The organism is Myxococcus sp. AM011 (assembly GCF_013372595.1).
GTDB lineage: Bacteria > Myxococcota > Myxococcia > Myxococcales > Myxococcaceae > Myxococcus > Myxococcus eversor.
Genome location: NZ_JABXEM010000072.1, coordinates 1 through 17,016, shown reverse-complemented (window position 1 = coordinate 17,016; position 17,016 = coordinate 1). Strand labels below are relative to the sequence as shown.

Below are 17,016 nucleotides of genomic sequence, written 5' to 3'. Positions count from 1 at the left end.
CAATTCCTGTCGCATTCCTGAGGAGTCGCGTCGAGGTGGGTAGGAATCCACCGCGATGGGTGCGCGTGGCTCCGGTCCACACCCCGCGTCTGTCTTCGGAGGACCGAAACCCTTATCCATTCCGTCAGGGATGAGCGGAGGCTTGGGCAGACGTCATGGGGTGGCGTGGCTGTCCGCGAGTCCGCCGTGCGCTCGGCATGAGACAGCCCCATGCCTTGGGTCGCCGCGGCGGCATGGCAGGCTTTGGATCTCCACGGGAGGTTCAAACCACACTTGCGCACCCTGATTTGGTGGTGTGGCTGTAAAATTGAACCCCTTTCCGGGAAATAACGTCCGCTTGTACGCTGAGTGAGGCACCGGGCTTGACGTCGTTGCGAATGATCTTCAACATGCCCGGCACGTTTCCTCCCAAAGAGTGAGACGCAGCGGCGGTAATCGCCTCCCCCAAAAGCGATATCGCCGTATGAAGTCCCAGTTGAGCCCCGCGCGCCGCGTTCCCCCTCTCGGCGCGCGGTGGCCCCTGGGATTCCCCACGAAGTCCCGAAGAATCCCTTCGGTCCCCACCAGGCAGGCATCCGGCGCTCGCACCGGGCGTGGAGAGCATCTCGCTTGCGAGGCCCGGAGGCCGGGCGGAGAGTGGGCGCCTCTTCCGGAGGTCCTCTTGCCCGTCTCCACGTTCATCCTGTCGTCATCCCTCGCGCTCCAGCTCGTCTCGGGTGCCGCGCCGGCCGCCACGAAGTCCACGCCCGCGGCGAAGGCCTACGCGCCGCCCCTGGCTGTCGCGGAGAAGCTGGTGGGGCCCGCGCTGACGGAGGGCCATTCGTATGCGCGGCTCGCGGAGCTGACGGATGGGATTGGCCCGCGCTTGTCGGGCTCGGAGGGCGCGGCGGCGGCGGTGCAGTGGGCGCTGCGCAGCTTCAAGGCGGACGGGGTGAAGGCGTGGACGGAGCCCGTGAAGGTGCCGCGCTGGGTGCGCGGCGAGGAGCGCGGCGAGGTGCTCGCGTCCGAGCGCACGCGCGGCCATCCGCTGTTCCTGCTCGCGCTGGGTGGCAGTCCTCCCACGGCGCCGGAGGGGCTCACGGCGGAGGTGGTGGAGGTGACGTCGCTGGAGGGGCTCACCGCGCTGGGTGACTCGGTGAAGGGGAAGATTGTCTTCTTCAACCACACCATGACGGTGGCCGCGGACTACGGGCGCTTCGCCGGACTGCGCGGCCGAGGTCCCGCGATGGCGGCGAAGGCGGGCGCGGTGGGGGCGCTGGTGCGCTCGCTGGCGACGGCGTCCCTGCGCACGCCGCACACCGGCTCCACGCGCTTCGAGGACGAAGGCCCGCGCATCCCCGCGGCGTCCGTCACGACGGAGGACGCGGACCTGCTGCACCGCCAGCTCGGGTTGGGGCCGGTGCGGGTGAAGCTGGTGCTGGGGTGCTCGGAGCTGCCGGACGCGGACTCGCACAACGTCGTCGCGGAGATTCGCGGCCGGGAGAAGCCGCAGGAAATCGTGCTCATCAGCGCGCACCTGGACTCGTGGGACGTGGGCACGGGCGCGCATGACGACGGCGCGGGCGTGGTGATGGTGATGGAGGCCGCGCGGCTCATCGCGAAGCTGCCGCAGGCGCCTCGGCGCACGGTGCGCGTGGTGCTCTACATGAATGAGGAGAACGGTCTGCGCGGCGGGCGCGCTTATGCGGAGACGCATGCGGCGGAGCTGTCCCGGCACGTGGCGGCCATGGAGATGGACGCGGGCGGTGGGCGTCCAGTGTCCGTGAGCCTGCGCGCGGGCGCGGGTGGGCAGGAGCTCATCAAGCCCTGGCTGACGCCGCTGGTGGCGCTGGGCGCGGCCAACTTCTCCGCGCGCGAGGCGGGGGGCGCGGACATCAGTCCCCTGGTGCCGGCGCGGGTTCCGTTCTTCGGCGTGGAGGTGGACTCCAGTCGCTACTTCGATGTGCACCACACGCACGCGGACACGTTGGACAAGGTGGACCCTCAGGACCTGGCGCGCAGCACCGCCGCCACCGCGTGGGTGACGTATGCCATCGCCGAGTCCCCGGACACGCTCGTCCGCCCGGAGGCGCCCACCTCGCCGCAGCCCGGCTCGGCGCCCGTGGCGACTCCCCCGAAGGCCAGCGCGGGGCACTGAGCGGGGGCCCCCGCGGTTCGCTGCGGGTGGAGGCACTCAATTTTGTCGATATCGGGCGGTTTGCTTTCAATCCGCCGCCGGATTGCTGTCAGAGCCGCCGATATCGACAAAATTGGATGAAGCCTGAGCGCCCGCATCTCAGGGAAGAGCTCTGGGAGCATCCGCCCGCGTCTCCATAAGGCGTGGCGCTGATGCGCAAGGAGGCATTGGTCGTTCAAGATCGTCAAGGAACCCTCGTCCCTCCACGCCGAGGGGCATCTCTTCGCGACGACCGCGTTCGACGTGTGGCTCGAGTCGAGGCCTCTCCCTCCTTGCGTCCGGGATGGGGCGAGGCCGGGCACCTGCCCGTGCACATCTACACGCTCGAAGCCTGGTCCACCGCGCGCACCTTCGCGTGAGCCCCGGTCACTCCGAGGGCGCCGGCTTGCGTCCGCGCTGCAGCGGCTGCTCCGGCAGTCGCAGCGTCACCAGGAACGCGAGCAGCGCGACCAGGATGGCGCAGCGGTACACATCCGACACCGCGCGAGTGAAGGACTCCTTCAGCGCCCGGCTCGTCCGGTCCACGGCCTCCAGCGCGCTCTGCTCCTGCGCATCCACCTGCGCCACCGCGGAGTCGGACGCCTTCACGCGCTGACGCTCGGTCTCCAGCTCCGCGCGCACGCGCTGCTTCACCTCCTCCGCCTGGAAGACGGTGCGCGCCGAGCCCCCTTCACCTCCCGCGCCGGGTGTGGCGGAGGCCAGCTCGGCGCGAAGATGCGGAGGAAGTCCCTCGGTGGCCTGGGCCACGCGGGTCCCCATCTCATGGGACAGCGTCGTCGCGAACACCGCGCCCATCAGCGCCACCCCGAGCGTCATCCCGAGCTGTCGGAAGAACGTCGCCGCCGACGTGGCCACGCCAATGTGCTGGGGTGACACCGTGTTCTGGATGGCCAGCGTGTAGAGCGGAATGGTCGGCCCCAGGCCCACGCCGACGAGGACCATCTTCACCGTGACTTCCGCCTGCGTGGAGTCCGGCGTCAGCGTGAAGCCCATCACCGTGAAGCCCACCATCAGCAGCACGAGCGCGCCGAGCATCAACACCTTGTAGTGGCCCAGCCTCGAGACGAGCTGCCCGCTGAGCACGTTGCCCGCCACCACGCCCAACGTCAGCGGCGTCAGCGTCAGCCCCGAGTGCGTCGCCGACAGCCCCACCACGTTCACCATGAACAGCGGCAGGAACACGACGCCCGACAGGAACACCGCGCCGATGATGAACACCGCCAGGTTGCCCAGGGCGAAGGTCTTCTGTCGGAACAACGTCAGGTCCAGGAGGGGCTCGTGCGCGCGTCGCTCCTCGCGGATGAAGAGCGCCGTGCCCACCGCCGCCAGCGCGAACATCCCCAGCACCTGCCAGGAACTCCACGCCCAGCCGCCCCCGTGCGCCACCTGCTCCGCGCCGCGTCCCAGACTGAGCGCCATGAGCAGCGGCACCACCGCCAACGCCAGCAGCACCGCGCCCACCAGGTCGAGCTTCCCCCGAGGGATGCCCTCCGGCCGCAGACGGGGCATGCGCAGCAACACCAGCGCGAGCGCCACCGTGCCCACGGGGAGGTTGATGAAGAACACCCAGTGCCAGCCGAGCCTGTCGGTGATGAAGCCACCGGCGAGCGGACCCACCACGCTCGACAGGCCGAACACCGCGCCGAACAGGCCCTGGTACTTGCCTCGCTCGCGGGGCGAGAAGAGGTCGGCGACGACCGACAGTGCGCCGGTGAACAGCGCCGCGCTGCCCAGCCCCTGCACCGCGCGGAACAGGATGAGCGCCACCGTGGAGCGCGACACGCCACACAAGAAGCTGCCGAGCAGGAAGATGACGATGCCCGCGGCCAGCACCGCGCGGCGGCCGAGCAGGTCCGACAGCTTCCCCCACACGGGCACCATCATCGTCGACGCGACGAGGTACGCGGTGGTGAGCCACGGGTAGAGCGCCGGAGAGATTCCCAGGTCCGCCTGGATGGACGGGCCCGCGGTGGCGACAATCGTCTGGTCCAGCGCCGCGAGCAGCAGCCCGAGCAGCGCGCCCAACAAGCTGAAGACCTTCTGTGAGCGCGTGAACGCGGGGAACGCGGCGGGCGCTGCCTCGAAGGACGTGGGCGCGGCGGACGGAGCCATGTTCGCGAGCAGGACTTCCAGCGCGGAAGCCTTCGCGCGAAGGTGAGCCCTGTCCGGTGGATGCGCCACCGCCCTCGCACGACAGGTTGCTCGGCGAACATCCGACGTGCGCGCCGCTCGAGTCCGCCACGTCGCGCCCGCGTGTCGCGCGGATACGTGTCAGGCCCTGCCCACACCTCGGGGAGCGCTCCTCCAGGGTGCGAAGACAAACACTCTGGACGACTCGGAGTAGATGCTTGTCACGTGACAAGCATTTGTCCGCGTCGCGGGTCCTTGGGAATAGCCTCCGGTCCCCTTCATCCCGGGCCGGGGGTTCGTGCGCTTCGGCGCATGACAAGGAGTGGCATCGATGCGTCTGTCCGCTGTCCTGTCCCTGTCCACGCTGATGGTCGTCTTGTGTGGCTGCCCCGACGACCCGGACCCCGCACCCGACTCGGGGACTCCCGATGCAGGTGCACCCGACTCGGGGACCCCCGACGCCGGTGCACCTGATGCGGGCGAGCCTGATGCCGGTGCTCCCGATGCAGGGACGCCCGATGCGGGCAACGAGCTCTCCGAGGTGCCCCTGTGGCGGGTGGACCATGACGCCACCTACGCGGCGGGGTGCTTCGGCCGCACCATCGCGATGGGAGACCTGGATGGTGACGGTCAGAAGGACCTCGTCGTCGGTGCCCCGCCCTGCATGGGCCAGACGCGTGAGCCCGGCCGCGTGTACCTCTTCCCCGGACAGGCCCCGTACTTCGCGAAGCAGGGGCCCTCGTGGACCATGGACTGGCGCAACAGCAACTCGCGCACCACCGGTAACGGCATGACGGTCTCCGTGGGCAACATCGACGGAGACGCCTACGCGGACCTGCTCATCTCCGGTCTGTATGGCGCGCTCGTCTTCAAGGGGCGCCCCGTCCTGTCGGAGCTGCTCTCCGAGGTCGCCTTCCAGGTGCCGGGCGGTGGCTTGTACGGCAACACGCTGCTGACGGATGTCACCGGCGACGGCCTGGATGACCTGGTCAGCTCGAAGGGCGGCATCGTGTCCGTCTATCGGGCGCAAGCAGGGCAGGTGCCCTTCGTCCTGGTGTCCCGGACGGCCTCTCTCTTCGGGACGAGCTTGCGTCGCGTGGGAGACACCAACGGCGACGGCGTGCAGGACGTGGTGGCCTACAGCGCGGAGACCTTCCGCCTCTACCTGGGCTGCAAGCAGGACAGCGCCCTCACGTGTGATGGCGCGCTGACGGCCGAGCCCGTGTGGTCCCTGAATGCCTGGGCCATGGGCCTGTTCCCCGACCTCAATGGAGACGGACAGCCCGAGCGCTTCACGGGACTCGGCGGTGGCACCTGGCAGCTCTACCTGTCGGACGCGCAGTCAACGGGTGGCTATGGGCCGATGCCCACGTGGCAGTTGGTGGAGGACCCGCTGTTCTCGCTGCTCGGCTCACCGCAGCCGGTGGGGGACCTGGACGGAGACGGACAGGCGCACGACTTCATCGCGAGCTCGATGGGCCGGCTGTACTTCTTCTCTCCCGGGGCGGCCATCTCCTCGGACTTGAAACCCTCCTTCGCGTGGCCTCGCGCGGACGCGCTGCCCTCCACCTTCGAGGGCTTCATGAGCCACGCGGTGCTGGCGCCCGGAGACCTGGACGGCAATGGCTTCCGTGACCTCGTGGTGGGCATCGCTCCGCCGACGGGGCTGGTGGATGGGCCCGCGGGCCGCGTCGTCATCCTCGGGGGCGGCCATGTCCCCGCGCCGCCCGCGCCGCGTCCGCACCTGCCGGAGTCGAAGAGCTGCGGACTGGTGGTGGACCCGGTGAATGGCAAGCCGGACCTCACCGTGGATGGAGACGTGCTCGCGCGCTCGCTGTACGTGGAGCGGAAGACCTTCAAGGCGGACGCCTGCGAGGTGCTGGAGGGCTGCGTGCCGGCCGCGGGGCAGCGGCGCCTGCTGCGCTTCAGCACCTCCATCCTGAACCTGGGCAACGCGGTGGCGGACGTGCCCACGTCCGAGGAGCGTCCCGAGCTCTATGTCTACGACGAGTGTCACGGGCACGAGCACCTGACGGACTTCGCCGGCTACGCGCTGCGCGACGCCCAGGGCAACGACGTCGTCACCGGCCGCAAGCAGGGCTTCTACCTGGTGGACTACCACCGGCAATGCTCGGACGCCGCGCCGATTACCATCGGTGAGCGCATGAGCATCTCCGCCGGCTGGTCGGACATCTACGTCGCCGACATCCCCTGCCAGTGGATTGACATCACCGACCTCACCGACGGCACGTACACCCTGCGCGTCGGCGTGGACGAGAAGGACATCATCGAAGAGGCGAACGCGATTTCCAACGAAGTGAAGCTGGATGTCCGCATCGACGGAGACACCGTGACGGTGGTGCGCTGACCCCGTCCGCCGAGGCAGCAGGGCCGGGCACGCGGAGTCCTCGCGCGCCCGGCCCGTGACACGAGGTGTTTTCCCCGCGGTACCCCACAAGAGGAGTCGGTCATGCGTGTGCCCTCGAGGTCGCTGGTCGTCGTGTGTCTGCTGTCGGCGCTGGTTGGCTGCAAGGATGACGACCCGCCTCCCGCGCCGAAGCCCACGCTCTCCGAGACGCCGCTGTGGCAGGTGAAGGCGGACCCGAGCTTCCCCAACGAGTGCTTTGGCGGCGCCGTGGCGCTCGCGGACTTCAACGGGGACGGGCGCAAGGACCTGGTGGTGGGCTCTCAGGCCTGTCAGTTGCTGCTCACCAGCACGCTCAACCCCGGGCGCGTGTCCATCTTCGTGGGACAGGAGAAGTTCTTCTCCACCCAGGCCGTGTCCGCGCCGATGACCTGGCAGAACACGCACCCGAGAACCTCCGGGCAGGTGCTCCGGGTGGCGGCGGGCGACGTGAATGGAGACGCCTACGCGGACCTGCTGGTGCATGGCCGCTACGGCTCCTCCGTCTTCCTGGGCCAGGCGGACCTGGCGGCGATGCTGGCCGCGCCGACCTTCCGTGTGCCGGGAAACGGCATCTTCTTGAGCTCCCTCTTCGTGGACTTGAATGGAGATGGCCGGGATGACCTCATCGCCACCCGCGGCACCGAGCAGCTCTTCTACCTGTCCACGCCTGGGGCCCGGGAAGAGGGGCTCTTCACGCTGGCGCGCACTCGCACGGGCTACTTCTCCGCTTCGGCCGCGGGGGACCTGAATGGGGATGACGCGGGGGATGTGGCGCTCTCCCTGGAGGATGGCCGGCGGGGCTACTTCCTCGGCTGCAAGCCTGGCAGTGCCTTCGCGTGCGATGGCCCCATCTCCACGGAGCCGTCGCGAATCGAGACCCTCCTCGGGCCCATCGACCTCCTGCCGGACTTGAACGGAGACGGGCATCCAGAGGCCTTCCTGTTGGCGGACTCGGGCCCGTTCCAGTTCCACTTCTCCCAGCCGGACGGCGCGTTCTCCTCCACGCCGGCGTGGTCCACCCTGGGGGACCCCTCCTTCCCCTTCTTCGGCGCGTTCTCCGGCGCGAGCCTCGTGGGCGACATGGATGGCGACGGCCAGCGCAACGACTTCGTGGTGGGCTCCGCGGGGAGGCTCTACTTCTTCTCACCGAAGGACGGCATCTCCCAGGCGCTGCAGCCCGCCTGGTCCTGGCCCCGGGGTGACGTCGTCCCCAACGGCTATCGGACGTACCGGCGCTATTCCGTGGTCGCGCCAGGAGACCTGGACGGCGACGGGTTCGAAGACCTGGTGGTGGCCTCCACCGAATTCGGCGACGTCCTCGACAAGCCCATGGGCGACGTGTCTGTCTTCGGAGGAGGTCAGGTGCCGACGACGCCCACCGCGCCTCCCTACCTGCTCGCGCCGAGGATTTGCGGCCTGGGGATAGACGAGGTGAACGGCAAGCCGGACCTCACCGTGGACCAGGACGTGCTCGAGCGCACGGTGCACGTGGTGTGGAAGGACTTCCCCGCCGACTCCTGCGAGGTGAAGGAGGAGTGCGTGCTCGCGCCGGGTCGTCGCAAGCTGCTGCGCTTCAGCACCTCCATCCAGAACCTGGGCAGCAAGTCCGCGGTCCTCCCACCCATCGAGGAGAACCCGGACCTGTATGTCTATGACGCGTGCCATGGGCACGACCACCTCACCAACTTCGCGGCCTACGAGCTGAGGGACTCCGGCGGCAACGCGGTGATGAGGGGGCGCAAGCAGGGCTACTTCCTGGTGGACCTCCAGAGCTACTGCGCGGAGTCGCCGGTGTGGACCGTCCACGAGCCCATGGGCATCTCCCCGGGCTGGTCGGACATCTACACGCTCGACACCCCGTGCCAGTGGGTGGACATCACCGACGTGGCGGACGGCACCTACACGTTCCAGGTCAGCGTGGACACGCGCGATATCGTCGAGGAGGGAACGGTCCACCCCAACACCGTGGGCTTCCCGGTGCGCTTGGAGGGAGACACCGTCACGGTGCTGCCGTAATCCTGCGGGGCCATGAGCCCCGAGCGCCCGCTGTACCTGGACCACAACGCCACCACCCCCGTGGACCCGGAGGTGGTGGACGCCATGCTGCCGTACCTCCGCGAGCACTTTGGCAACCCGTCCAGCGGCCACCCCTACGGACGCCGCGCCCACCAGGCGCTGGAGGCGGCCCGCGCGCAGGTCGCCGCGCTCATCGGCGCGAAGCCCTCTGAAATCCTCTTCACCTCCGGCGGCACGGAGGCCAACAACCTGGCCATCCGTGGCACCGCCGAGGCCCGCGCGGAGCGGCGCCACCTGCTCACCTCCACGATTGAGCACCCCGCCACGAAGCTGCCCTGCGACGCGCTGGAGTGGCGGGGCTGGCGCGTGACGTGGCTGCCCGTGGACACAGAGGGCCGCGTGCGTGTGGAGGATGCCGAGCGCGCGCTGGACGCGGAGGGAGATGAAACCGCACTCGTGTCACTGATGCATTCCAATAACGAAACGGGCGTGTTGCAACCCGTGGCGGACATCGCCGCGCGGGCCCACCGTCACGGCGCCACCGTGCACACGGACGCGGCGCAGTCGGTGGGCAAGGTGCCGGTGGACGTGAAGGCGCTCGGCGTGGACCTGCTCACGCTGGTGGGCCACAAGCTGCGGGCACCCAAGGGCGTGGGCGCGCTGTACGTGCGTGAAGGCACTGCGCTGCGCGCGGTGACGTTGGGCGGAGGCCAGGAGCGCGGGCTGCGGCCGGGGACGGAGAACGTGCCCTACGCGGTGGGGCTGGGCGTCGCGTGTGAGCTGGCGGGCCAGCGGCTCGCGCGGGGTGGAGACGCGGCGCTGGTGGCCCTGCGGGAGCGACTGTGGGCGCGACTCTCCGAGGCGGTGCCGGGCGTGGCCTTGAGCGGGCAGGGGGCCCAGCGGCTGCCCAACACGCTCAATGTCCGCTTTCCGGGCGTCCGGGGCGGCGCGGTGCTGGCGGCGACGCCGGAGGTGGCCGCGTCCACGGGGTCCGCGTGTCACGACGGGGGCGAGTCCGCCTCCCTGGTGCTGCGGGCCATGGGAATCCCGGAAGCGGACGCCCTGGGGGCGGTGCGACTGTCCCTGGGGCCGGACACCACTCAGGAAGAAGTAGATCGGGCGGTGGTTGTGCTGGCGCGCGGGTGGCGGCAGGTGGCGGGCTGAATTCTCCGTGCAATCATCGCCCCGCTTCCGGCGTAGGGCGTGGTACCGGAGCGTGCCGCCGGTGCGGCGCCACCGCCGACGCGAGAGGGTGTTTCACGTGAGCATCAGGGTCGACGTGTGGGAGGGCGGGCGCATCGCGCTGTTTTCGCTGCGAGCCAACCGCCTGCGGACGGTGCTGACGACGGTGGGGATTGGCGTGGGCGTGTGCACGCTCCTGGCCATCGTCGGCATCATCCAGGGCATCAACCAGTCCTTCGCGGACCAGCTCGCGCAAATCGGCGCCAACACCATCCAGGTGTCCAAGTTCCCCTGGGCCATGGGCGGCGACTGGTGGGAGTACCGCAACCGGAAGAACCTGTCCGTGGACCTGATACCCGCCATCCTCCAGTCCTCGGAGCACGTGGTGGCGGCGGCGCCCGTCTTCTTCGACCGGGCGGAGGCGCGCTTCCTGGACCGGCGCATGGCGGGCGTGACGGCGATAGGGACGACGGCGGACTACTCCCTCATCTCCTCCTACACCGTGGACAAGGGCCGCTTCCTCACCGACGCGGACGTGAACACGCGCTCGCCGGTGGTCGTCATCGGCGCGGAGTTGACGCGCACGCTGTTCCCCGGATTGGACCCGGTGGGCCACCGCATCCTGCTCGCGGGCAGGCCCTACCGCGTGGTGGGCACGCTGGAGCCCAAGGGCACCGTGCTCGGGGAGAATCAGGACACGGCGGTGCTGATTCCCTACCGCACCTTCCAGGAGCACTTCGGCAAGCGCAACTCGCCCAACATCATGGTGTCGGTGGACTCGCCCGACCACACGCTCGACGTGGTGGACCATCTGACCTCGGCGCTGCGCCGCGCGCGCGGGACGCAGCCCGGGGTGAAGGACGACTTCGCCATCAACCGGCCCGAGCAGCTCGCCAACATCTACGCCAAGCTCACCGGCGCGCTGTACGGCGCGGCGACGGGCGTGGGGCTCATCACCCTGCTGGTGGGCGGCATCGGCATCATGAACATCATGCTGGTGTCGGTGCGCGAGCGGACGCGGGAGATTGGCGTGCGGCGCGCGCTGGGCGCGAAGAAGCGCACCATCATCATCCAGTTCCTCCTGGAGGCCTCCAGTGTGTCCGCCGTGGGCGGCACCCTCGGGACGCTGGTGGGGCTGGGGCTGGCGAAGACGGTGTCGTTCATCACGCCGCTGGCGGCGGCGGTGGAGCCGCTGACGGTGGTGGCGGGCGTGGGCTTCGCGGCGACGGTGGGCCTGCTGTTCGGCATCTGGCCCGCGGCGCGCGCGGCGAACCTGGACCCCGTGGAAGCGCTTCGCCATGACTGAGGAGACGCCGCGATGATGGCCTTGCTGGACACCTTGCGGCTGGCGTTCGGGACGTTCGTCTCCAACCCGCTGCGCTCCTTCCTGACGCTGTTGGGCATCGTCATCGGCGCCACCACGGTGGTGGCGATGATGGGGCTCATCGAGGGCCTGCGGAACCAGGTGAACGAGAACCTGTCCGAGCTGGGCGCCAACTGCTTCCAGGTGCAGCGGCTGCCCTTCGGCGCGGGCAACCTGTCCCTGGCGGAGCTGTCGCGCCGGCCGCGCTTCACCTTCGAGGACCTGGACGCCATCCGGGAGATGCCCTCCGTGCTGACGGCGGCGGGCGAGGACTCCAAGGGTGGACAGAAGCTGTCCACGCAGCACCGCGAGACGCGCGCCAACATCGGCGTGTGGTCCGGGACGCCGGAGTACTTCCAGACGAACTCGGTGGTGGTGGCCTCGGGCCGCGCCTTCACGGACACCGAGTACCTGGATGGCCGGCGCGTCGCGGTGATTGGACCGGACCTGGCGGACACGCTGTGGCCGGGGATGGAGCCCCTGGGGCAGACGTTCCGCCTGCTGGGCCGCAACTTCACGGTGGTGGGGACGACGAAGCGCAAGGGCAGCTTCCTGGGCGGTGGCGGCCAGGACAACACGGTGATGATGCCGCTGACGGCGTTCCGTCCGCTGTTCGGCTTGAGCAATTTCCGGGTGAGCGTGCAGGCGCACTCGGCGGAGGTGCTGAAGCGGGCGCAGGACGAGGTGACGGTGCTGATGCGGCGGCGTCACGGACTGAAGCCGATGGATGCGGACGACTTCTTCGTGTTCTCCAACGAGAGCTCCACGGAGATGTTCAACAACATCTCCCAGGTGATTTCCGTGGCCAGCTTCGGCGTGTGCCTGCTGTCGCTCCTGGTGGGCGGCATCGGCATCCTGAACATCATGCTGGTGGCGGTGACGGAGCGGACCCGGGAGATTGGAATCCGCAAGGCGCTGGGCGCGAAGAAGCGGCGCATCCTCGCGCAGTTCGCCACGGAGGCGGTGGTGCTGTCCTTGACTGGCGGGGTGCTGGGGGTGCTCCTGGGGATAGGGCTGGCACACCTGGCGCGCTGGGTGCTTGGCCTGCCCACCGAGGTGCCAGCCTGGGCGGTGGGCCTGTCCCTGGCGATGAGCTGCGGGGTGGGGCTGGGGTTCGGAATCTATCCGGCCGCTCGCGCCGCGAAGCTGGACCCCGTGGAGGCGATGCGCACGGAATAAATGCGCCACCTGTCAGCGCTGTGTGTCCCATGAAAAGGGGCCCCGCCCGCGTACAGCGGACCGGGCCCCTTTCTCGCGTCTAGGCCGCGAGGATTACGGGCAGGGCGCGGTGCAGATGAGCTGGCCGGTGATGGGGTGCTTGTAACAGAACGGGGCGCACTCGGACTTGGGGGCCTCGGTGGTGAAACCCGTGGTCACACCAAAGACAGCGGCGAGGGCAACGGCAATGCGGAGAGTCTTGAGGGCTGACATGGGGTGTGTCTCCAGACTGCGTGTCTGTGCTGCCCGGCAAGGATGGTATTGATTGTAATTGATGACAACTAATAAATGACGAGCAGTGCGGTGCGTGTGGTTTTGACGGAAAGACTCGCACGGAGCGCGCCAGTGAGACATCACGGCTCGCCGGCGGGGTGTGGCGCGCCTGTAACTATCGAGTGTGTTGGTTGGAGCGTGGGCCGCCGCCGGCCCATTGGTAGCCAAGGGTGGCACCCGTGCCGATGAGGGCGAGGCCGATGAGGGAGCGGGCGCTCTTGAGGCGGATGCTGGGCTCGGCCAGTCTGGTGAGCAGGCCGTCGACGGCGGCGGCGAGCAGGGTGCCGGTGGCCGCGCCGGCGAGGGCTCCGAGGTACGCGTCGCCCTGGTTCTGGCTGCGTCCGAAGGCGACTTCCCCCATGCCCCAGGTTCCGAGCGCCGCGAGCGGTGGGGTGAACAGGAGTCCCCCGGTGAATGCGGCGACCTCCAGGTCCATCCAGCGCGCGGAGCCCGGCGTGATGGGTCGCAAGAAGAGCAGGCGCGAGGGCCCGTAGCCCGCGAGCATTCCGGCGGCCGTCTCAGCGGCGGTGGCGCCCAGGCGTGTGTCACCGCCGACGCGTGTCGCGCCCCACACTCCGCCGAGCGGGAGCAGGGCCAGTCCTCCGTGCGCCACCCAGGCACCCGTGGACAGCGGGAGGTCTTCCCGCTCGGCGAGGACGGGGACATCACTCATGTCGCCGGGCAGACGTGTGCCGTCGGGGGGCGCTGTGTCGGCGCGGAGGGTGAGGCTCGCGCGGTCGGAGCGTCGTGCCGAGGTGATAGTGGCGGCGCGGAGCGCTAGGCGCGTGCCGTCGGAGCTCGCGGTGTCGGCGCGGAGAGCGCGGCTCGTGCGGTCGGGCTGCGCCGAGGTGATGGCGTCGCGGAAGGTGGCCGCTTGTCCCGAGCCGACCTGGTGGAGTGCTCGTGGAGGTGCGTCGTCGCTCGGAGATTTGGCACTCGGCATGCCGGCATTCGACGGGAGTGTCCGCCGGAGCGGTGTGTCAGCGGCGAGGCGACGCGGTGGTTCAGCGTGCGCGGAGGTGGTTTCGAGCAGGAGCCCGAGAAACCAAAAGCTCAGGAGGATGCGTGCACTCGGAGGAGGTCGTGACATGGGGCTCGCGGGGGGAGGGTGCTCACGCGCCGGCCCTGGCTCCACCGGGCACCTGGCCCGAGTGCCCTGCGTCGCACATTGTGCGGGTCCCCAGGTGTTGGCGGATGGACGCCCTGGAGTGTCCGACGGCAGGTGCCGACCTGAGGGAGAGCCACTAGCTTCGTGCGGTGAAGCTGGCCTGCTCCGTGCTCGTCGCGTTGCTCGTCGCCGGGTGCCCTGCTCCGAATCATCGGCATGACCTCCGGCTGCGCACGCTGCCCACCGGGGAGGGCGAGACGCGCTCGCTCGCGTTCTTCCAGTCGCTCGGGGTGCCGCTGTCTCCCGGGCACGGCGTGGAGCTGGTGGAGAACGGCCGCGTCTTCGACGTGCTCGAAGCGGAGATTCGCGCCGCGCGCTCCAGCATCCACATCGCCAGCTACATCTGGCGTCCGGGAGAGCCGTCGGAGCAGTTGGTGCGCGCGATTCGCGAGCGGCATCCCGGGGTGGCGTGTCGCGTGCTGGTGGACCCCCTGGGCAGCATCAACTTCGAGCCGGTGGGGCTGGCGCTGTCCAACGCCGGCTGCGAGGTGCGCATCTTCCGACCGATGCAGGGGGCGTTTCCATCACTCGACGCGGCGCGCATCAAGACGCGCATGCACCGCAAGCTGGTGGTGCGTGACGGCGAAGTGGGAGTCACCGGGGGCTTCGGCATCTGGAAGAGCTGGCTCGGCGATGCGCAAGGGGAGGACTCCTGGCGCGACATGAGCGTGCGCGTCGAGGGCCCCGTCGTGCGGGACATGCAGGTGGCCTTCGCCCAGAACTGGCAGGAGGCGGGCGGTGACTTCCTGCCGGGGGAGGCGTTCCCGGAGCTGTCCGTCCGCGGTGGAGCGCGCGCGGGCTTCGTCGCGAGCACGCAGAACCGGTTCCTCTCCGACGCGCGGCGGATGACGCTGCTCACCATCGCGGCGGCGCGGCGGCGACTCTGGATATCCAACTCGTACTTCATCCCCTCCGACGCCATCAGCGACATGTTGCTGGAGAAGGTGAAGCAGGGCGTGGACGTGCGGGTGGTGGTGCCCGGCCGTCATCACGACATCGCGCCCGTGCACGCGGCGCAGCGCGCGACGTATGCGCGACTGCTGGAGGGCGGCGTGCGCATCTGGGAGTACGAGCTGTCGATGATGCACTCGAAGACGATGCTCGTGGACGAGGACCTGTCCGTGGTGGGCTCGACGAACCTGGACCCGCTGGCGCTGAGTACGTCGGACGAGTGCTCGCTGGTGGTGGAGGACGAGGCGCTCGCGGCCCAGCTCGCCGCCGCGTTCGAGAAGGACCTGCGCCACTCGCGGGAGATTCACTGGGATGGCTGGCGCAGGCGCGGCCTGTTGCAGCGCCTGGGCGAACAGCTCCCCGGGTTCATCAGCGACTATCTCTGACGGTGCCCGCGTGGGGCGCGCTCCGGTCAGAAGCGGAAGGTGGCCCCCATCTGGACGAGCGGCTCCACCGCCTTCTCGTGCTCGACCTTGTCCAGGATGTCACTGCCCGAGCAGAAGCCGAAGAGGCAGAGGGTGGGCGGGCGTACGGTCTCCGTCCGGGTATGGGTGGACTGCGCTCCCGCGCCCAATGTCACGAGCCACCTGTTCCCCAGTGGGTGGGCATAACCCACGAGCCCGGCCAGGGACTTGCGGGTCGCGTCCGTGTTGCTGTCCACCTCGAAGGCGGTGTAGCTCGCCTGGGCCGACATGAAGAAGCCGTGGAAGGTCTGCTCGCTGCTGAGGAAGAAGCGGCTGCCGACCTGGAAGCCGATGGCGTTGAAGTCCAGGCCGGCATGCGGGCCGCCGTACACCGTGAAGTGCGGCAGCAACTGCTGCTCCATGTTCACCGTGAGGGCGGGTGTCTTCGCGAGGCCCTCGTCCACTCCGAGCGAGTGACCCCGAATCCCGATGTTGAGCGCGGCGAGCCACGACGCGGGACCGGATTGCGTGCCCTGGCGGTGATGCGTCCGACTCGATGTGTCGTCCTGGGCGAGCGCCACGAGCGGAGTGGCGAGGAGTCCCGTGAGGAGGCCGAGTCGATGGGGGTGGCATTTCATGGGAGCGCCCCAAGGCAAGCGGTGTGCCGTATGCAAACACGCGAGATGACGACACCTGGCGCGTCCGGATTGTGCAGCGCCCTGCACAAGTGCGAAGGCCGCCTCGCCTCGCCGCCACGGTCCGGTGGCGGGCATGGCCCCTGACGAGCCTTCGCTCCGCGTGAAACACAGCGTCGTTGGGCTCGCCCCCCGCCCAGGTGCGTCCCACCCCTCCTTCAGGGGAAGCCCGGAGCGGAAAGCGAGACGGAAGCGCGTCACGCGCCCGCGTGTTATTGGCTGCCCGCATGAGCATCCGTGACTTGGTGGGTAGGGCTGTCATCCGCGAGATACGGCCCGAGGATGACGCGGCGGTGGGGGAGCTCCTGGTCGAGGCCTTCACCACGCAGTACGCGAAGAAGCTCCCCGACGTCGTCTACACCGACGAGCGCAAGCGGGAGCTGCGGGACGTGGCCGCTCGCCGCAAAATCGCTTCGCTGCTGGTGGCGGAGCTGGATGGCGAAGTCGTGGGCACCGTGGCCCTCTTTCCCCCGGGGGCTCCTGGCTCCGAGGCCTGGCTGCCTCGCGCCGCGGACCTGCGCGGCCTGGCCACCGCCGTGAAACTCCATGGCTCCGGGCTGGCGCAGCCCCTGCTCGACGCCGCGGAGGCGATGGCTCGACGCTGGGAGGTCGACGCCGTGTGCCTGCATGTCCGTCGTGGGGCGACCGGTGTCGCGCGCATGTACATGGCCCGTGGCTACCAGCGCGAGCCCGGGGGCGACCTGGACCTGCCCTCCGTGTACCTGGAGGCGTACGTCCTGTCCCTGAATCACACCACGCACTAGCGAGCGCACCGCCGAGTTCGGGCTCGGAGCCGCTCCGCGCCCTGATGACGGCGGTCATCAGCTCCCCGACGTCTGTCATCAGGCCCGCCCCCGTTTCGGGCCTGGCCTCACGTGTTTCCTCCGTGGTTCCAGGGACTTGGCGCACGGCCTCCCGCGTGGAGACCCTGGCACACCATGTGCTCAAGGGTCCTGCATCGGCCGACCCCATCGGTCCCTTCGCCCCCAGCCCCGAGGAACATCGTCATGGCGCTCTCCCCCATCTCCCCCCC

At 69.4% G+C, this 17,016-nt stretch carries 12 protein-coding genes; 8 read left to right on the top strand and 4 right to left on the bottom strand.

The window, feature by feature from the left end:
* Positions 1-661: 661 nt before the first annotated feature.
* The gene (locus HUW62_RS17085; protein WP_163870779.1) at positions 662-2,137 is read left to right on the top strand and encodes a M20/M25/M40 family metallo-hydrolase; all 1,476 of its coding nucleotides are present in this window, start codon (positions 662-664) and stop codon (positions 2,135-2,137) included.
* 405 nt (positions 2,138-2,542) lie between these two features.
* On the opposite strand, the gene HUW62_RS17080 is transcribed toward HUW62_RS17085, so the two are convergent.
* Positions 2,543-4,288, bottom strand: a complete 1,746-nt coding sequence (locus HUW62_RS17080) for an MDR family MFS transporter (protein WP_176435052.1) — start codon at positions 4,286-4,288, stop codon at positions 2,543-2,545.
* Positions 4,289-4,637: 349 nt separating this feature from the next.
* Here HUW62_RS17080 and HUW62_RS17075 point away from each other — a divergent pair, with 349 nt between their 5' ends.
* The 5 genes from HUW62_RS17075 (at position 4,638) to HUW62_RS17055 (ending at position 12,453) form a co-directional block, all read left to right on the top strand.
* Positions 4,638-6,674, top strand: a complete 2,037-nt coding sequence (locus HUW62_RS17075) for a lysyl oxidase family protein (RefSeq protein WP_176435051.1) — start codon at positions 4,638-4,640, stop codon at positions 6,672-6,674.
* Between the two features lie 102 nt (positions 6,675-6,776).
* Positions 6,777-8,729: a lysyl oxidase family protein gene (locus tag HUW62_RS17070; RefSeq protein WP_163870776.1), complete on the top strand. Its 1,953-nt coding sequence runs from the start codon at positions 6,777-6,779 to the stop codon at positions 8,727-8,729.
* A 12-nt stretch (positions 8,730-8,741) separates the two neighbouring features.
* Entirely contained in the window at positions 8,742-9,893 is a 1,152-nt protein-coding gene (locus tag HUW62_RS17065; protein ID WP_163870775.1) for a cysteine desulfurase family protein, read from the top strand.
* Positions 9,894-9,990: 97 nt separating this feature from the next.
* The gene (locus HUW62_RS17060; protein ID WP_163870774.1) at positions 9,991-11,217 is read left to right on the top strand and encodes an ABC transporter permease; all 1,227 of its coding nucleotides are present in this window, start codon (positions 9,991-9,993) and stop codon (positions 11,215-11,217) included.
* A 12-nt stretch (positions 11,218-11,229) separates the two neighbouring features.
* On the top strand, positions 11,230-12,453 hold the full coding sequence (locus HUW62_RS17055) for an ABC transporter permease (RefSeq protein ID WP_163870773.1): 1,224 nt from the start codon (positions 11,230-11,232) through the stop codon (positions 12,451-12,453).
* A 93-nt stretch (positions 12,454-12,546) separates the two neighbouring features.
* On the opposite strand, the gene HUW62_RS17050 is transcribed toward HUW62_RS17055, so the two are convergent.
* Positions 12,547-12,705 carry a hypothetical protein gene (locus tag HUW62_RS17050; RefSeq protein WP_176435050.1) on the bottom strand — a complete coding sequence of 53 codons (159 nt, stop codon included), beginning with the start codon at positions 12,703-12,705 and terminating at the stop codon, positions 12,547-12,549.
* A 175-nt stretch (positions 12,706-12,880) separates the two neighbouring features.
* On the bottom strand, positions 12,881-13,708 hold the full coding sequence (locus tag HUW62_RS17045; RefSeq protein ID WP_176435049.1) for a hypothetical protein: 828 nt from the start codon (positions 13,706-13,708) through the stop codon (positions 12,881-12,883).
* Positions 13,709-14,022: 314 nt separating this feature from the next.
* Here HUW62_RS17045 and HUW62_RS17040 point away from each other — a divergent pair, with 314 nt between their 5' ends.
* Entirely contained in the window at positions 14,023-15,270 is a 1,248-nt protein-coding gene (locus HUW62_RS17040; protein WP_163870771.1) for a phosphatidylserine/phosphatidylglycerophosphate/cardiolipin synthase family protein, read from the top strand.
* 26 nt (positions 15,271-15,296) lie between these two features.
* Here HUW62_RS17040 and HUW62_RS17035 read toward each other — a convergent pair whose 3' ends face one another.
* Positions 15,297-15,926, bottom strand: coding sequence for a DUF3575 domain-containing protein (locus HUW62_RS17035; RefSeq protein WP_176435048.1), 630 nt, complete (start codon positions 15,924-15,926; stop codon positions 15,297-15,299).
* Positions 15,927-16,210: 284 nt separating this feature from the next.
* On the opposite strand from HUW62_RS17035, the gene HUW62_RS17030 reads away from it, so the two are divergent.
* Positions 16,211-16,747, top strand: a complete 537-nt coding sequence (locus HUW62_RS17030; protein WP_163870769.1) for a GNAT family N-acetyltransferase — start codon at positions 16,211-16,213, stop codon at positions 16,745-16,747.
* The last annotated feature ends 269 nt before the right edge of the window (positions 16,748-17,016 follow it).